The organism is Chryseobacterium sp. R2ACT005 (assembly GCF_049949215.1).
GTDB lineage: Bacteria > Bacteroidota > Bacteroidia > Flavobacteriales > Weeksellaceae > Chryseobacterium.
In genome coordinates, this window is record NZ_CP188192.1 from 3287320 (window position 1) to 3302252 (window position 14933).

At 34.7% G+C, this 14933-nt stretch carries 18 protein-coding genes and 1 tRNA gene; 13 read left to right on the forward strand and 6 right to left on the reverse strand.

All coding sequences use genetic code 11. From position 1 onward, the window contains the following. Positions 1-131: 131 nt before the first annotated feature. The 4 genes from ACPF63_RS14975 to ACPF63_RS14990 all read left to right on the forward strand — a co-directional run bounded on the left by ACPF63_RS14975 (position 132) and on the right by ACPF63_RS14990 (position 3235). A complete protein-coding gene (locus tag ACPF63_RS14975) occupies positions 132-281 on the forward strand; it encodes a bacteriocin-like protein (protein WP_156121080.1) in 150 nt (49 codons plus the stop codon). 346 nt (positions 282-627) lie between these two features. Then, the gene (gene mgtE / locus ACPF63_RS14980; RefSeq protein WP_077415519.1) at positions 628-1950 is read left to right on the forward strand and encodes a magnesium transporter; all 1323 of its coding nucleotides are present in this window, start codon (positions 628-630) and stop codon (positions 1948-1950) included. Between the two features lie 26 nt (positions 1951-1976). Further along, complete coding sequence (locus ACPF63_RS14985) at positions 1977-2717, forward strand: ABC transporter substrate-binding protein (protein WP_426480459.1); 741 nt, start codon at positions 1977-1979, stop codon at positions 2715-2717. A 50-nt stretch (positions 2718-2767) separates the two neighbouring features. Then, positions 2768-3235, forward strand: a complete 468-nt coding sequence (locus ACPF63_RS14990; RefSeq protein WP_426480460.1) for a cupin domain-containing protein — start codon at positions 2768-2770, stop codon at positions 3233-3235. 95 nt (positions 3236-3330) lie between these two features. On the opposite strand, the gene ACPF63_RS14995 is transcribed toward ACPF63_RS14990, so the two are convergent. Further along, positions 3331-3780: a GAF domain-containing protein gene (locus tag ACPF63_RS14995; RefSeq protein WP_047381126.1), complete on the reverse strand. Its 450-nt coding sequence runs from the start codon at positions 3778-3780 to the stop codon at positions 3331-3333. 13 nt (positions 3781-3793) lie between these two features. Beyond that, positions 3794-5221, reverse strand: coding sequence for a nicotinate-nucleotide adenylyltransferase (locus tag ACPF63_RS15000; protein ID WP_077415524.1), 1428 nt, complete (start codon positions 5219-5221; stop codon positions 3794-3796). Between the two features lie 54 nt (positions 5222-5275). On the opposite strand from ACPF63_RS15000, the gene ACPF63_RS15005 reads away from it, so the two are divergent. Continuing rightward, on the forward strand, positions 5276-6043 hold the full coding sequence (locus tag ACPF63_RS15005; RefSeq protein ID WP_426480461.1) for an MBL fold metallo-hydrolase: 768 nt from the start codon (positions 5276-5278) through the stop codon (positions 6041-6043). 93 nt (positions 6044-6136) lie between these two features. Next, positions 6137-6216 (forward strand) — tRNA-Leu (locus tag ACPF63_RS15010). Positions 6217-6307: 91 nt separating this feature from the next. Here ACPF63_RS15010 and ACPF63_RS15015 read toward each other — a convergent pair. The 3 genes from ACPF63_RS15015 to ACPF63_RS15025 form a co-directional block, all read right to left on the reverse strand. Continuing rightward, the gene (locus ACPF63_RS15015) at positions 6308-6463 is read right to left on the reverse strand and encodes a hypothetical protein (protein WP_426480462.1); all 156 of its coding nucleotides are present in this window, start codon (positions 6461-6463) and stop codon (positions 6308-6310) included. A 171-nt stretch (positions 6464-6634) separates the two neighbouring features. Then, positions 6635-6904, reverse strand: coding sequence for a heme oxygenase (locus ACPF63_RS15020; protein ID WP_426480463.1), 270 nt, complete (start codon positions 6902-6904; stop codon positions 6635-6637). Positions 6905-7410: 506 nt separating this feature from the next. Then, positions 7411-7971 (reverse strand): AraC family transcriptional regulator, encoded by a 561-nt coding sequence (locus ACPF63_RS15025; RefSeq protein WP_318849366.1) that lies wholly within the window; start codon positions 7969-7971, stop codon positions 7411-7413. 164 nt (positions 7972-8135) lie between these two features. On the opposite strand from ACPF63_RS15025, the gene ACPF63_RS15030 reads away from it, so the two are divergent. Genes ACPF63_RS15030 through ACPF63_RS15040 form a run of 3 tightly spaced genes read left to right on the forward strand, consistent with a single transcriptional unit; the run spans position 8136 to position 11609 of the window. Next, positions 8136-8267 carry a hypothetical protein gene (locus ACPF63_RS15030; RefSeq protein WP_257468955.1) on the forward strand — a complete coding sequence of 44 codons (132 nt, stop codon included), beginning with the start codon at positions 8136-8138 and terminating at the stop codon, positions 8265-8267. Then, entirely contained in the window at positions 8268-9296 is a 1029-nt protein-coding gene (locus tag ACPF63_RS15035) for a pesticidal protein Cry7Aa (RefSeq protein WP_426480464.1), read from the forward strand. Positions 9297-9341: 45 nt separating this feature from the next. Beyond that, complete coding sequence (locus ACPF63_RS15040) at positions 9342-11609, forward strand: glycosyltransferase (RefSeq protein ID WP_426480465.1); 2268 nt, start codon at positions 9342-9344, stop codon at positions 11607-11609. A 22-nt stretch (positions 11610-11631) separates the two neighbouring features. Here the strand turns inward: ACPF63_RS15040 and ACPF63_RS15045 are convergent, their stop codons facing one another. After that, positions 11632-12729, reverse strand: a complete 1098-nt coding sequence (locus ACPF63_RS15045; protein ID WP_077415529.1) for a calcium:proton antiporter — start codon at positions 12727-12729, stop codon at positions 11632-11634. Positions 12730-13194: 465 nt separating this feature from the next. Between ACPF63_RS15045 and ACPF63_RS15050 the strand changes: the two genes are divergently transcribed. The 4 genes from ACPF63_RS15050 (at position 13195) to ACPF63_RS15065 (ending at position 14916) form a co-directional block, all read left to right on the forward strand. Beyond that, a complete protein-coding gene (locus ACPF63_RS15050; RefSeq protein ID WP_077415531.1) occupies positions 13195-13413 on the forward strand; it encodes a hypothetical protein in 219 nt (72 codons plus the stop codon). A gap of 138 nt (positions 13414-13551) precedes the next feature. Further along, positions 13552-13890 carry a cupin domain-containing protein gene (locus ACPF63_RS15055; RefSeq protein WP_426480466.1) on the forward strand — a complete coding sequence of 113 codons (339 nt, stop codon included), beginning with the start codon at positions 13552-13554 and terminating at the stop codon, positions 13888-13890. Then, entirely contained in the window at positions 13883-14122 is a 240-nt protein-coding gene (locus ACPF63_RS15060) for a hypothetical protein (RefSeq protein WP_180565347.1), read from the forward strand. The genes ACPF63_RS15055 and ACPF63_RS15060 overlap by 8 nt, the downstream gene beginning before the upstream one ends. Continuing rightward, complete coding sequence (locus ACPF63_RS15065; RefSeq protein WP_077415537.1) at positions 14119-14916, forward strand: hypothetical protein; 798 nt, start codon at positions 14119-14121, stop codon at positions 14914-14916. The genes ACPF63_RS15060 and ACPF63_RS15065 overlap by 4 nt, the downstream gene beginning before the upstream one ends. Positions 14917-14933 lie beyond the last annotated feature (17 nt).

Sequence of the window (14933 nt, forward strand, 5' to 3'; positions counted from 1 at the left end):
GACACCTGCACTTGTAGGTGTTTTTTATTTAAAAATTAAACAAAACCTTTATTTATAGTAAAATATTTTCACCACCAAATGAATAATATGAAAATATTTACTATTTTAGTTTAACATTAAATCTAAACCATATGAAAAACTTAAAGAAACTCAGCAGACAAGCTGCTAAAGAGATCAACGGCGGCATCGGCCCCTTCAGATGCAGTATAACAAGACCATGTTCTGTGGGATATTGCTGTAACGGAGAATGTTGGGATCATGACTGTCCGATAGAGCCTTAATCTTACTATATTTGATTACCATGAAAAATTCAAATCTTAAGAAGCTCAACAGGCTGCAGCAAAAAAATATTAAAGGAAGCGGAATAAAAAAGTGTGGGGACAACTCAGATTGCGGCCCCTACCAGTGCTGTACAAATGCTGTCTGCACATACATCCCTACCTCGGAATGTGAACCAATTTAAAGAATATTGGAATTTAAATTTAATTTTTTAACATTCGCTTCGGCGGGTGTTTTTTTTTGGCCTTATACTGAAGTGATAAACTTTAATTAATCCTTAATTTTGCCACTTTATTGCTCAGTCTTAAAAATTTGAATTATTTTTGCATATCCAAAAAATTTCACGTTTTGAATTCTAGAGACGAACTTATCTTCAACCCTGCCGATATTGCCGAAACTCTCAGCGAACTTCCTGCTGATGAGAGACTGCTCGCGTTCCTGAAGGTTCCGAAAGAATACAAAGCAGAGGTTTTTTCACACCTTGATCCTGATTTTCAGGAAGATACCATCAGAAGTATCGGAAGCGATGAAGTTTCTGAGATCCTGAATGCAATGACTCCGGATGACAGGACTGCTCTTTTCGAGGATTTTCCGGATGAGCTTATCAAATATTCTATCAATCATCTTAACCCTCAGGAAAGAAGAATTGCTTTAAAACTTCTTGGATACAATTCAGACTCTATTGCCCGTCTGATGACGCCTTATTATATTCAGATCCGTAAGGAATGGACAGTAAAGAGATGTCTTCAGCAGATCAAAAAGGTAGGAAAAAGAGTGGAAACCATGAACTACCTGTATGTGGTGGATGAAAGAAACCGCCTGATTGATGACCTTGCTATCGGAACTTTGCTGTTGGAAGAGGAAGATACACTGGTTTCTGATATCACAGACAATCATTTCGTGGCGATTACCACTACAACTTCCAAAGAAGATGCAGTAACTTATTTTGAAAAGTATGACCGTGGCGCTCTTCCAATCATTACAGAAGCCGGTGTTCTGGTAGGAATTGTAACAATTGACGATATTCTCGATCAGATTGAACAGCAGAATACGGAAGATATTCAGAAATTCGGGGGATTGGAAGCATTGGATCTTCCTTACATCCAGACCTCCTGGACTGAAATGATCAAAAAAAGAGCAACCTGGCTGATCATTTTATTTGTTTCGGAAATGCTGACAGCTTCTGCAATGGGATATTTTGATAAAGAAATTGAAAAAGCTGTTGTTCTTGCTCTATTTGTTCCGTTGATTATTTCCAGTGGAGGAAACTCCGGATCGCAGGCAGCAACATTAATTATCCGTGCAATGGCGCTTCAGGAGATCAGTCTTAAAGACTGGTGGTATGTCATGAAAAAAGAAATTATCTCCGGATTATGTCTTGGGGCAATTTTGGGAGTTATAGGATTTATAAGAATCATGCTTTGGCAGCAGATTGGTCTTTTTGATTATGGCCAGTACTGGGCTTACGTTGGATTAAGCGTTTCAGTTTCATTAATTGCCATTGTGTTGTGGGGAACGCTATCCGGTTCTATGATCCCGTTTGTCTTAAAGAAATTAAACCTTGACCCAGCTACTTCTTCGGCTCCGTTTGTAGCAACATTGGTAGATGTGACGGGACTTATTATCTATTTTACCGTAGCCGGACTTTTCTTAACCGGAAAACTTTTGTAATTTTAGGCATCATCTAACATGCCAATATGAAAATCGTTTCACTTGTACCTTCAATAACTGAGGCTTTATTTGACCTTGGACTCACCGAAAATAAAGTTATCGGGAGAACAAAATTCTGCATTCACCCTCAGGATAAAATAAAAAATGTACCCATAATCGGTGGAACCAAGAATATAAATATCGAGAAAATAAAAGCATTACAGCCGGATCTTATTCTTGCCAATAAGGAAGAGAATGTAAAAGACCAGGTAGAAGCTTTAATGGATGACTTTAAAGTAACGGTGACGAATGTTGAAACGATTGAGGACAATTATTATCTGCTTAAAAATCTCGGACAACTTTTCGGAAAGGAAGAGAGAGCACAGCTTTTTAATCTTAAAATATATGAAATACTAAATCAGGCCAAGCTGGAAACACCTCTGAAAGCGGCTTATCTTATCTGGAAGAATCCTTATATGACCATTGGTTCAGATACATTTATTCATAGGATTTTATCAGAAATTGGCTTTGAGAATATTTTCAAAGATAAAACCCGCTATCCTCAGATTACTACTGAAGATCTTGCAGATGCAGAGGTTATCATGCTTTCTTCCGAACCATTTCCCTTTAAAGAAAAACATATTGAAGAGCTGCAGGCTTTTTACCCTGATAAAAAAATCATGATTGTAGATGGTGAAGCATTTTCCTGGTATGGAACTCATATTGCAAAATGTGAGAATTACTTTAAAGAATTATTGGCTGAAATTCACCTGATGCAGCAAAGCTAATTTTTTTGACCATTAACTTTAAACTCTGAAACATTAAACTTTAAACTCACATGTCCGATACAGTTATATTATCTGAAGGAGCAGAATTTGATCACGTTATTCAGGAAGTTTCAAAATACATCAATCTTTATGTAATGGCTTTTGAAAAGAATGAACGAGCCATCACACAAATGGATAAACGTCAGAATATGTACGGTGGAAAAGGGACTGTATATATGCTACAGATGTTTGATCAGAAGGAATTAGCCAATAATCGCCTTGCAGCGTATATGGTTTTACTGAATAAAGGTGATGAATCCGGGTTTCATACGCACAACCAAAGAAATGAGCAGGAACTGTACGTGGTCATTCACGGAACCGGAGAATATCGTGAAAGAACCGGACTTGAGGGATCCATACGAAAGAAAGTTATTAAGAAAGGAGATATTACAGCCATCAGTTCTATAGGATATCATTCTATTGAAAATACAGGAGACGAACCTTTAATCATGTTTGTTATTACCACTTATAATCCATAATTTCTGAATAGTAAGGCTAGAAATTTCCGGCTATACTTATAAAAAACTCCGACTATAAAAGCCGGAGTCTATATTGTATTCTTATTGAAATTCTACTATAAAACCTTAGAAACTTCGTTACAAAGCCATTCTAATAATTCACGGTCTTCATTAGTGAAAGGGTCTACTTTATGAGAATCAATATCAATCTGGCCGATGTTTTTTCCGTCTTTAAAGATAGGAACTACAATTTCTGCTTTTGTATCAATAGAGCAGCTTAAATAATTGCTTTCTTCATTTACATCAGGAACTACAAATGTTTCATTGGAAACCGCAACCTGTCCGCAGATTCCTTTACCGTAAGGAATAATGGTATGATCTGTTGGTGCTCCTACATAAGGACCTAAAATCAATTCTTCCTTATCTCCGTTTTTGAAATAGAAACCCGTCCAGTTGAAATAAGAAATTTCCTGATCCAACAAGTGGCAAACTTTTTCAAGTTTTTCTTCTGTATTATGTTTAGGACTTTCAAGAATTGAGGAAAGTCTTTTCTTTAATTCTGACATTGTATATATTTTTTTAAGAGAATTGTTTTAGGGAAAGTTCTTCTTTATATCCGAACATTCCACGCTCTTTAATCATTTCTGCTACGCCTTCCGGAACCTGGCTTTCCCAGCCTTTCACACAACATGCTATTTTTCTCAAAATTTCTCTTGAGTAGATTTCCAGAAACTCCGGATTATAGTTCGTAATATCTACAATACGATTGTTGTGTTTGAAATATTTATAGAGTTCTTTCAGGTTTTCTTCTACTTTCAGGTTTGAAGAATCCAGCAACTGGTGAGTTTCAGGATCTTTATATGGATAAAGATATACTCTCATTCCGTTTCTGAAAAATTTCCCGAATGCTTCAAGGATTCCTCCTGACATATCTTTATAGTATTTTTCATCAAATACCATCAAAAGGTTATTTACTCCCATCGCTACACCAATATCTCCACTTGTATAAGATGCGAAATAATCGATCAGTCTGTAATATTCAGAGAAGTTTGAAATAATAACAGTATAGCCCAGTTTACCAAGAATATCTACTCTATCAAGGAAATCTCTTTCATCAATATCTCCATCTGCTCTCAGATTGGAAATAGTGATTTCGATTAGAACTTCTGTTTCTTCATGGGTGCAGATAGCGTCTTTGAAAAACATATCCATCCCATTTTTAAGCATATCAATGTTTACTTTCGTTACCGGTCTGAAACTTCCCCTTACCGCGAAAATATTTTTCTTGTACAATACATCTGCCGGAAGCATATTACTGCCCTGAGAATTGAAAATCACTGCATCGGTCATTCCATTTTTCACCAGCTGAAGAGACATCAGTCTGTTATCAACATAGGCAAAAGCAGGTCCGCTGAAATCAATCATATCAATTTCCAGGTTGTCTTTTGCAACATCATCGTATAAAGATTCTACTAAAGTTCTTGGATTGTCAAAGTAATTGAAAGCCCCGAAAATAAGATTTACCCCAAGATTCCCTAAGGTTTCCTGCTGAAGGGTAGCATCATTTTCTTTGAATTTTACGTGAATCACGATTTCATTGTAATCTTCATTTTCTTTGGTCTGAAAACGAATTCCTACCCAGCCATGGCCTTTTACAGTCTTGTCAAAATTGATGGTTGTTACCGTATTGGCATAAGAAAAAAATTTTCTATCAGGATTATTATCTCTTGAAATTCTTTCTTCAATCAAAGCTACTTCATATCGAAGCATTTTTCGAAGCCTGTTTTGGGTAACGTATCTGTTTTTTACTTCCTTTCCGTAGATGGCATCACTAAAATCTTTGTCATACGCAGACATCGCTTTAGCAATCGTACCGGAAGCTCCTCCTGCTCTAAAAAAGTGGCGAACAGTCTCCTGCCCTGCTCCAATTTCTGCGAAAGTACCATAAATAGTAGGATCTAGATTAATTGTTAATGCTTTTTGTTTAGGAGTTAGTTTCTGATACATTAGGACATGAAATTTTTTGTAAATTTACCAAAATTAAACCAACCTCAAAACAAAATGAAGTTGAAATTTTTAGGAACCGGTACTTCTCAAGGTGTACCCGTTATAGGCTGTACATGTGAAGTGTGTACTTCTGAAAATCCCAAAGACAAACGTTTACGTTCTTCCGTGATGATGACTACGGAGGAAAATAAAAAAATATTGATCGACTGCGGTCCGGATTTCAGGCAGCAAATGCTTACCAACCAAGAACATACCGTAGATATTGCGTTGATTACTCATGAGCATAATGACCACGTAATCGGGCTTGATGATATGCGTCCATTGATTTTTAAGAGTGGAAAAGATGTTCCTCTCTACTGCTATTCAAGAGTCGCTCACGAAATTAAAAATAGGTTTCCTTACGCTTTTGCAGATGTAAGGTATCCCGGTGCGCCCGCTTTTGAACTTCATGAAATTGAAAACAAACCTTTTCACGTACTGGACACAGAAATCACTCCCGTAGAAGTGATCCACTATAAAATTACCGTATTTGGATACAAATTTAAAAACCTTGCCTACATTACAGATGCCGGATTCATTTCTGAAACAGAAAAGGAAAAGCTGAAGAATCTGGATGTCCTGATATTAAACTGTATCAGAAAATTTGACCCCCATCCTGCCCATTTTATTCTTCCGGACGTCATCAAACTGTTTGAAGAGCTAAAACCGAAAAAATTATTTTTAACACATATCAGCCATCATTTAGGGCTGCATAATATTGAAGACAAGCAGCTTCCGGCCGGAATACACCTTGCCTACGATGGTTTGGAGCTCAACTTTTAAAAATTTTTCTTCAAAAAGCTTTTGAACATTGAAAAAAGTTCCTATATTTGCACACCAATTTGAAACAAACATCACGTTTGAATTCAACATCAAGCCCAGGTGGCGGAATTGGTAGACGCGCTGGTCTCAAACACCAGTTCTTAGGAGTACCGGTTCGATCCCGGTCCTGGGTACAAGACCGGAGAAAGGTGATAATTCACTTTTTCTCCGGTTTTTTTTGCTCCTAAATTACTGTTTATCTGCAAGATATATGATAATAAAATATTAACCTCTAATTATTTGACTAATATCTCCGTCAAATTCAAATTTTTCAGGAAAAGTCGAATCCATTATTTTCCTTTTTGTTATACTATTTTCTTCTGTATAGAGTTTGGCAATATTTCCAATGCTCTCCATCGGCTGATCAATCAATTTAGACATATCAACTTTTTTCTCACATCTACTACACACAATCCCGAAATTACGCTTCTGCTATAGATACTGTTTCATTCATTGTAATGAGTGATGTAATCAAGTAAATTTTGCTAAAATTTCATACATCGAATGTTTAATGTTAATCTAAAAAGCTTTTTACACTACTGAAGCTAATATTCAGATAACGTCATAATCATTCATTGTTGTTACAAAATAATGCTCAATCATTTCCTTTGCATTTCCGCACATTGACAAAAGATTTTCTCTGGTCATATCTTCAAAAATAAAATCATCATGAACCTCAATAATGAACTCGGTCACTTTTTCGGTGTTCATTAGGTCACAGACCATTAAATCATTTAAATTATCTAATCTACATTCTTCCTTAAAAAAAGGAAGCTTTCGGGAAATGGAATTCTTAAACTGAAAAAGATGTATTGTTTTCATTACTTCTGGCATTAGGGTAATAATAAGAAAAGTCTGTTTATATATAAAAACGCTGTTTACTCATTAATGTTCAAACAGATTTCTTTTTGTGGATTCAGTTGATGAAATTTATTGTACATCAATATGGTTAAAAAGGACAGAAACCATAGGTTCCTATCCTTAATTAATTAAAACCTTCTGAAAACAGATCTACTGTTTTATCGGGATTTTAATATGCTCATTATTAAAATTGAGAATCCTTAAGCCTATTAATTTTATCATGGTGTATAATTCGCTTTTCCTTGTCTTTATTTACTACTGCGATGCTATCAAATATCGGAGAACAACATTTTGCATATGAATATTTCCAACTGCACACTATATTTTCCTGTCAAAAATTGTACTATTTATGATGATATAAACTTTAATGGATCTGATAAATTCCTGATTATTATGATACAAAGATGACTGTTTAAGAATATATTATACTGTATATATCCGGGATAATCTTACATATATCACACCTTTTATAAGTCTTCCAGGTTTCCAAGACGTTTTTGTTTCAACTGTTTATAAAATGAAGGGGAAAGACCTGTAATCTTTTTAAACTGGTTAGAGAGATGGGCCACACTACTGTAATTGAGTTTATAGGAGATTTCTGTAAGATTGAGTTCATCATACAACAATAATTCTTTCACCTTTTCTACTTTATTAATAATGATAAAATGTTGCAGGGTCATTCCTTTCACTTCAGAAAAGGTGTTCGCAAGGTAGGTATAATCATATCCTAATTTTTCACTTATATAATCTGAGAAGTTTTCTTTTGGGAGTGCATCTGAATAATGAATCATTTCTATGACTACATTTTTTATTTTCTCTATCAGGATGCTTTTTTTGTCATCTAATATCTCAAGCCCTGTTTTAAGTAAGTTTTCTTTTAGAATTTGTCTTAGTTCAACGCTGATATCATCCAATAATTCTACAGTTCCCAAATCTACAATAGCATTTTTAATGCCCAGCCTTTCCAATTCCTGATGAACAACCATTTTGCAGCGCAAACTTACCATATATTTTATATACAACTTCATCCCCTTTACTATTTATACTGCCAATTATTTCATTAACAGACATTTACTCAAAGTTACTCTATTAAATCGGAAATATCTATGATTTATACAACAAATTGAAAGACAATTGCAAAGCTTTCCTTTTTTAATGATTGAAATTTACAGGTAACAAAAAATATTTCACAATGTCAAAAGAAAAAGACGGAAAAAAGAAGTCAGATAAAACTCCACCCGCAAAATCCGCAAAAGAGAAACGGGAGGAAAAAATGAATAAACGAAGAGACAGGGAAAACGAAGCCCAAAATACCGGCAACTAAATGGTATCCCCGAAAAAAGACGGAATTATACTCAGAAAAACGACTTTAGACTTTGAGAGTGAAGGTGTTTTAAACCCCGCAGTTGTTAAGGATAACGGAAAAATACATTTATTTTACAGGGCTCTTGCAAAGAATAATTTCTCCAGTATCGGATACTGTATACTATCAGATTATAAGACAATAGAAACCCGGTTGAGCAAGCCGGTTATCATCCCCGAGTTTGAATACGAAAAACATGGTGTTGAAGATCCAAGAATCGTAAAAATCGATCATTTGTTTTATCTTACCTATACCAGTTATGACGGGATTAATGCACTGGGAGCACTTGCTGTATCGGAGGATCTTACGTCATGGCAAAAAAAGGGCATAATTGTTCCCAAAATTCCATACAACAAGTTTAGATTTTTATCAGAATCCCAAGGTGAAATAGCAGAAAAGTACAGACGTTTCAACAAACTCCCCCCTACTCTTACAAAGGATAAAGATGTCTTCCTGTGGGATAAAAATGTGATATTTTTCCCAAGAAGGATTAACGGTAAGCTTTATTTTCTTCATCGCATAAGACCCGATATTCAAATTGTAGGTATAAAAAACATTGAAGATCTGAATCCTGATTTCTGGAAAGATTATTTCCTTCACTTTAAAGATCATATTATATTATCTCCTCTGTATGAGCATGAAGTAAGCTACATTGGCGGAGGATGTCCCCCTATAGAAACTGAGCATGGGTGGCTTTTGATATACCATGGCGTACATGATACTATTGAAGGATATGTTTACAGCGCATGTGCTGCTTTACTGGATCTTAATACTCCCGAAAAAGAAATTTCAAGGCTTCCTTACCCTCTTTTCAAACCCGAAGAAGAATGGGAACAGAAGGGAGAAGTGAACAATGTCTGTTTCCCTACCGGAGCCATTGCAGAAGGAGATACACTCCATATTTACTACGGAGCTGCAGATAAAAGAATTGCTGTTGCTTCTTTAAATATCCCGGAATTACTGAAGGAATTACTACAGTATACATCATAACTGACTATTCTATAGAGAATATCATACTTTAAAATAGATATCAACATGAATAAAAATATAAAATCAGACGTGGAGGAAAAGACAAAAAGACGATCTGTCCAAAATAGAAAAAACACAATTAATCATAAACCAGAAATTATCTTTATAAGTACTTTTCCTCCAAAGGTGTGTGGTATTGCAACTTATTGTCAGGATTTAGTAAAATCTCTTCAGACCAAGTTCAATGAATCATTTAACATAATCATCTGTCCAATGGAAACTGAAGAGGAGCATCATCTATATGAAGAAAATCCTGAATATCGCTTAAATACATCCGATGCTATTTCTTATTTGGAGCTGGCTGATAAAATCAACAAAAATGACAGGATTCAACTGGTTATGCTTCAGCATGAGTTTGGATTTTTCACTGAGGCCAAAAACGGATTGCTGCTTTTTCTTCAAAACTTAGAGAAAGACGTCATCATTACTTTTCACACCGTTTTGCCAAAACCGGACTGGGAGTTAAAAGAAAAAGTAAAAGAAATCAGCAGTTTCTGCAAATCTATTATTGTGATGACAGGTATTTCTGCGGACATCCTTTCTACTGATTATGATATTCCATCTGGTAAAATTAAAGTAATCCCCCATGGTACTCACCTGTTACCATTTATCGATAAAATTTCACTGAAAACGAAATACGGATTTAAAGATAAAAAGGTACTTTCAACATTTGGCTTATTGGGTTCTGGTAAAAATATTGAAACCACTTTAGAAGCTCTACCTGAAATCATTGCTCAAAATCCGGATGTAATATTTTTGATTATTGGAAAAACGCACCCTGGTGTCATTAAGTATGAAGGTGAAAAATACCGTGATTTTTTGCAGGACACAATTAAAAGACTCCATTTGGAAAAGCATACTTACTTTATCAATCAATATCTGCCTTTAGATGAGTTGTTAGAATATCTTCAGCTTACCAATATCTATCTTTTCACTTCAAAAGACAGACACCAGGCGGTGAGTGGCACCTTTTCCTATGCTATTAGTTGTGGATGTCCTATTGTTTCTACTCCTATTCCACATGCCCTAGAAGTATTAAATGAAGATCTGGGAATTATTATTGATTTTGAAACTCCGAAACAACTCGCTACTGCTGTGAATACATTACTGAAAAATGAAAGCACACAGGAAAAATTACGTTCAAATAGTTTGGAAAAAATGGCTCCCACAGCCTGGGAGAATTCATCTATTTCACACGCCCTATTATTTCAACAATACAGCAAAGACAACATGATATTACATTATACATTCCCCATCATCAATCTTAGCCATATCAAAAATATGACAACAGATTTTGGAATGATCCAGTTTTCTAAAATCAACAAACCTGATATCAATTCCGGGTATACTTTGGACGATAATGCCCGTGCTATGATTGTAGCCTGCAGACATTATGAACTGAGCAGAGATGAATCTGACCTTGATTTAATCTTAACTTATCTAAGGCTTATTAAGTTTTGCCAGCAGCCGGATGGAAGCTTCCTCAATTATATAAACCAACATAAGGAATTTATACAGCAGAATTATGAGACCAATCTTGAAGATTCCAATGGAAGAGCTATCTGGGCACTAGGATATCTTCTTTCAATAAAAACAATCTTACCGCAACAGTTTTCAGATGAAGCAGAGTCTATCATTGAAAAAAGTCTTTCACCTATTGAGAACATCCATTCTACCCGAGCAATGGCTTTTATCATAAAAGGATTGCATTATCAAAACTCTGAAAACAATATTCCATTATTGAAAAAACTGGCCAATCGACTGGTAAAAATGTATCAGCATGAAAAACACAGAGACTGGCATTGGTTTGAAAGCTATCTTACCTATGGAAACAGTGTTCTCCCTGAGGCTTTATTGTATGCATGGATTACGACCCAAGACGAAATGTATAAGCAAGTTGCTAATGAATCATTCAAATTTTTGCTTTCGAAAATATTTATTAAAGGAGGCATCAAAGTAATATCCAACAAAGGATGGCTTCAGAAAGAAACGGTTAAAAGCCATGAATCAATTGGTGGTGAACAGCCTATTGATGTTGCTTATACCATACTGGCCTTATCTACATTCTATAAGGTTTTTAAGGATGAAAAATACCTGCAGATGATGAGGAATGCTTTTAGTTGGTTTTTAGGGAAAAATCACTTACATCAGATTATTTATAACCCTGCAACAGGTGGATGTTATGACGGCCTTGAAGAGAAAAACGTTAATCTCAATCAGGGAGCGGAATCAACAGTAAGCTATCTAATGGCAAGACTCTGCTTTCCAAAATAACAACCCTTAATTACTCGGTGCTTTATGGAACTATAGTAATAAAAAGGTAAATTAAAAAGATCGCAATCAATACAATTCCCTGCATAATATTGGTTCTGCCCGTTGCCAGTGAAACAGTAATAATAAAAAGCGACAGCCCTAAAAGTATTGTTGATTTGATATCTATTCCCAATGTCATTCGTATACCAGTCATTACAGATATAATGGCAATGGCAGGAATACTTAGTCCTATACTTGCTAAAGCAGAACCAAAAGCCAGATTTAATGAGGTTTGAATTTCATCACTTTTTGCAGCCCTGAATGCAGCCAATCCTTCCGGAAGGAGAACAATACCAGCAATTATAATACCTACCAAAGACCTTGGAGCACCCACTGAAACAACTATATGCTCAACATCCTTTGAAAGAAGCTTTGCCAGAAAAACGACTATTCCCAGGGATAAGATCAATAATATACAACTGATATACAATTGTTTTCGGGAAATCATTTCATGACTACTTTGTACAGGCTCATTTTTGGATAGTTTATTTTGCGGAGAAATAAAAAAGCTTCGGTGTCTAAACGTCTGGATCATAGTAAATCCGAGATAAAGCCCTAAAGAAATCAAGGCAATAAAAAGCAATTGAAAGGATGTATATTCGCCTCCGAGATGACTTATCGTATAATTAGGCAGAATAAGCACAAAAATAATCACGGAGGTAAGCGTAATGAGTGCCGTACTTACCCCCTGCAATGTAAAGCTCTGTTCTCTGTATCTTAATGAACCTATGACAATACAGCTCCCAATAATTCCGGTAAGGATTATCATCACTGCTGCAAAAACAGTATCTCTGGCAAGGGTAATGGTTTCTAAACCTTTTGCTCCCATCATGATAGAAATAATAAGTCCTACTTCTATGACCGTGATGGCAAATGCCAGAAGTAAAGTTCCGAATGGCTCCCCCAAACGATGGGCAATAACTTCAGAATGATACACTGCAGCCAAAACACTTCCTATCAGAAATAAAGTAAGAATCACAGAATAATACCCTGAAGAAAAAACAGAATTTCCAACATACGAAAGCCACGCCAAGATAGGAACTAAAAAAGTCCACATCCATAAATATTTTTTAATATTCATAAAAACACTAATATTTTTTACAGTTGAATGGTCTTTTGGAAAAATTCAATAGATTTATATTTTCCTTTTCAAAACAGTTTTATTAATGATTTGAAGCAGACTAGAGATGACGATATACCGGAAATATTAAATGATGAAAAGAAGAGAATATGCCGGAACTAAGAGTCTAGATCATCAGTTCAATGTAGTTATTCAGCAAGGTACGAATAATCAATCACTTATTTGAAATTATATAGTAATATTTTAAGTTTGTAATCATTTCCTAAGGCTCAATAATGTTCGTCACTTCATCAGAGTCACCAACTTTTTACAGCTTATAAACGACCGGATTTCAGATGCTCAAAACAATCCGAAATTTCGTAAAAGTGTGATATCTGCAACATAAAAGAAACAATCTGTAATACAATAGATTATTAAATACCCAACTTTGTACTGTAGCAATGAAGTTACACTAAAATCCACCTTATGGACACAAACCACAACAAAGGCGACAAATTTTTCAAAACTCCTGGAGACTGGATTGAACAGTCAAAACAATTGAAAGAAAAATTCTCAACATTAACGGATCACGATCTGAAATTTGAAGAAGGTAAAGAAAAGGAAATGCTGGAAAGAATCGGAAACAGATTAAGAAAAAACCGTGAAGAAGTTCTCAATATTATCAAAGAAATCAATCTTTCATAAATTGTTTTCAAGGACAGCTAAAGCCAATGAAAAGATATATTTATCAAAAGTTTTACTGGAAAAGGGATGGAATATTAGACAGTTCTGTCCCTTTTATTTACAATACCATCTACTCTTTTTATGTTTAAACCCAATGTGATGAATCATAGAGAACTTGAAAAATCGAAAGTATATATTACCAGCCAGATTGTAGATTACATTCCAAATTCTGTAGTCAGCAAAAAAATAATGGAAAAACTGACCGGCAATATCAGTGTTTTATCTTTTGATGACAAAGAAGGGTTATCTGAAAAGATTTCTCCTTTTGACACTGTTGCACAAATTATTGAAGGTAAAGCAGAAATTATTATAGACGGAGCTACTTATTTTATGGAAGAAGGTGAATGCATAATTATTCCTGGCCATATATCTCATTCGATAAAAGGAAATAATCGCTTTAAGATGATCGTAACAATAATAAAAAGCGGCTATGAATAATGTAGATACTATATCAGTTTTAACAAAAAAGATATTAAAAAAAACAGTTGAGATTCAAAAAGAATTTCCTGAACTGTATGACCTTTTAGACGAAACTCCATTATTTTTTTCTTTTGCAGAGAAAAATATTACGATCAGAGATTTAAGACAATATCTTATTTCCCTTATAAGACAGCAAAAATCCTTTGAAAAAGGGACATCAAAAAAAATAATATACAATAACTCCCAATGAAAAAGCTGACTAATCATCCAAAGAACAAATTGGGACTCAGAAATAAAAAAAATATTTCAAGAAGGGCCTATTACTCACAATTTGTTTCTTTATTTTACATCAGAAATACCAACATCACCTTAGAAAGAGACACGAAGGAAGTTCTTCGCATGTTAAAGGAATTACAGATTCTCAATAACAAATCAAGATTGGTATTTAGTACTCATTGCAGTTTAAGCCAGCATAATCTGTGGCAGTCTGTTTTAGAAGATCTAAGCGACAGTATAAAATACATTAGAATACAGTTTGAATATTTATTGGAGAATATTATTAAAAGAAATAAAATCAATTCACTCATATTCTGGAAGCAAAACAAAACCTATACAGATGAGCTGGAAGCAAGCCATAAAAAACTCATCCATTTGGCTATCCAAATTTTACCGGAAGAAGAAAGGTTATCATGGAAAACAGGTATTTGTAACTTTTATGATGAAATTTTTTCTTTATTCATTCCACTTATTGGTATGTGCAGGCTTGAATCTGACTTTATAGAAAAATATTCGCCTAAAATCTTTAACCAAACCACTATGGATATTATTAAAGATATTCCGAAAAATTACACATTACAGGAAGCAAAGAAATATGAACACGAATACTTAAAAGTATTAACTAACTACAGTCATGAATTCTATAGAAAAAATAATTTTTGGAACAGCTTACTATATATACTTTCAGGAGGCATGTACGCATTGCCGTCAGAGCATACTCTATCCAAAAAATGGATCAATAGAAAAATGAAAGATAAACTTTCTTAATGAACCTCACCCTACAT

What these genes read in the sequence shown, in the direction of transcription:
- ACPF63_RS15030 (WP_257468955.1), top strand. Translation starts at nt 8,136, where the DNA reads ATGTCAAAAGAAAAAGACGGAAAAAAGAAGTCAGATAAAACTCCACCC.
- ACPF63_RS15045 (WP_077415529.1), bottom strand. Translation starts at nt 12,729, where the DNA reads ATGAATATTAAAAAATATTTATGGATGTGGACTTTTTTAGTTCCTATC.
- ACPF63_RS15040 (WP_426480465.1), top strand. Translation starts at nt 9,342, where the DNA reads ATGAATAAAAATATAAAATCAGACGTGGAGGAAAAGACAAAAAGACGA.
- ACPF63_RS15025 (WP_318849366.1), bottom strand. Translation starts at nt 7,971, where the DNA reads ATGAAGTTGTATATAAAATATATGGTAAGTTTGCGCTGCAAAATGGTT.
- ACPF63_RS15005 (WP_426480461.1), top strand. Translation starts at nt 5,276, where the DNA reads ATGAAGTTGAAATTTTTAGGAACCGGTACTTCTCAAGGTGTACCCGTT.
- ACPF63_RS14990 (WP_426480460.1), top strand. Translation starts at nt 2,768, where the DNA reads ATGTCCGATACAGTTATATTATCTGAAGGAGCAGAATTTGATCACGTT.
- ACPF63_RS15060 (WP_180565347.1), top strand. Translation starts at nt 13,883, where the DNA reads ATGAATAATGTAGATACTATATCAGTTTTAACAAAAAAGATATTAAAA.
- ACPF63_RS15035 (WP_426480464.1), top strand. Translation starts at nt 8,268, where the DNA reads ATGGTATCCCCGAAAAAAGACGGAATTATACTCAGAAAAACGACTTTA.
- ACPF63_RS15000 (WP_077415524.1), bottom strand. Translation starts at nt 5,221, where the DNA reads ATGTATCAGAAACTAACTCCTAAACAAAAAGCATTAACAATTAATCTA.
- ACPF63_RS15055 (WP_426480466.1), top strand. Translation starts at nt 13,552, where the DNA reads ATGAATCATAGAGAACTTGAAAAATCGAAAGTATATATTACCAGCCAG.
- ACPF63_RS14975 (WP_156121080.1), top strand. Translation starts at nt 132, where the DNA reads ATGAAAAACTTAAAGAAACTCAGCAGACAAGCTGCTAAAGAGATCAAC.
- ACPF63_RS15020 (WP_426480463.1), bottom strand. Translation starts at nt 6,904, where the DNA reads ATGAAAACAATACATCTTTTTCAGTTTAAGAATTCCATTTCCCGAAAG.
- ACPF63_RS14995 (WP_047381126.1), bottom strand. Translation starts at nt 3,780, where the DNA reads ATGTCAGAATTAAAGAAAAGACTTTCCTCAATTCTTGAAAGTCCTAAA.
- ACPF63_RS15015 (WP_426480462.1), bottom strand. Translation starts at nt 6,463, where the DNA reads ATGTCTAAATTGATTGATCAGCCGATGGAGAGCATTGGAAATATTGCC.
- ACPF63_RS14985 (WP_426480459.1), top strand. Translation starts at nt 1,977, where the DNA reads ATGAAAATCGTTTCACTTGTACCTTCAATAACTGAGGCTTTATTTGAC.
- ACPF63_RS15065 (WP_077415537.1), top strand. Translation starts at nt 14,119, where the DNA reads ATGAAAAAGCTGACTAATCATCCAAAGAACAAATTGGGACTCAGAAAT.
- ACPF63_RS15050 (WP_077415531.1), top strand. Translation starts at nt 13,195, where the DNA reads ATGGACACAAACCACAACAAAGGCGACAAATTTTTCAAAACTCCTGGA.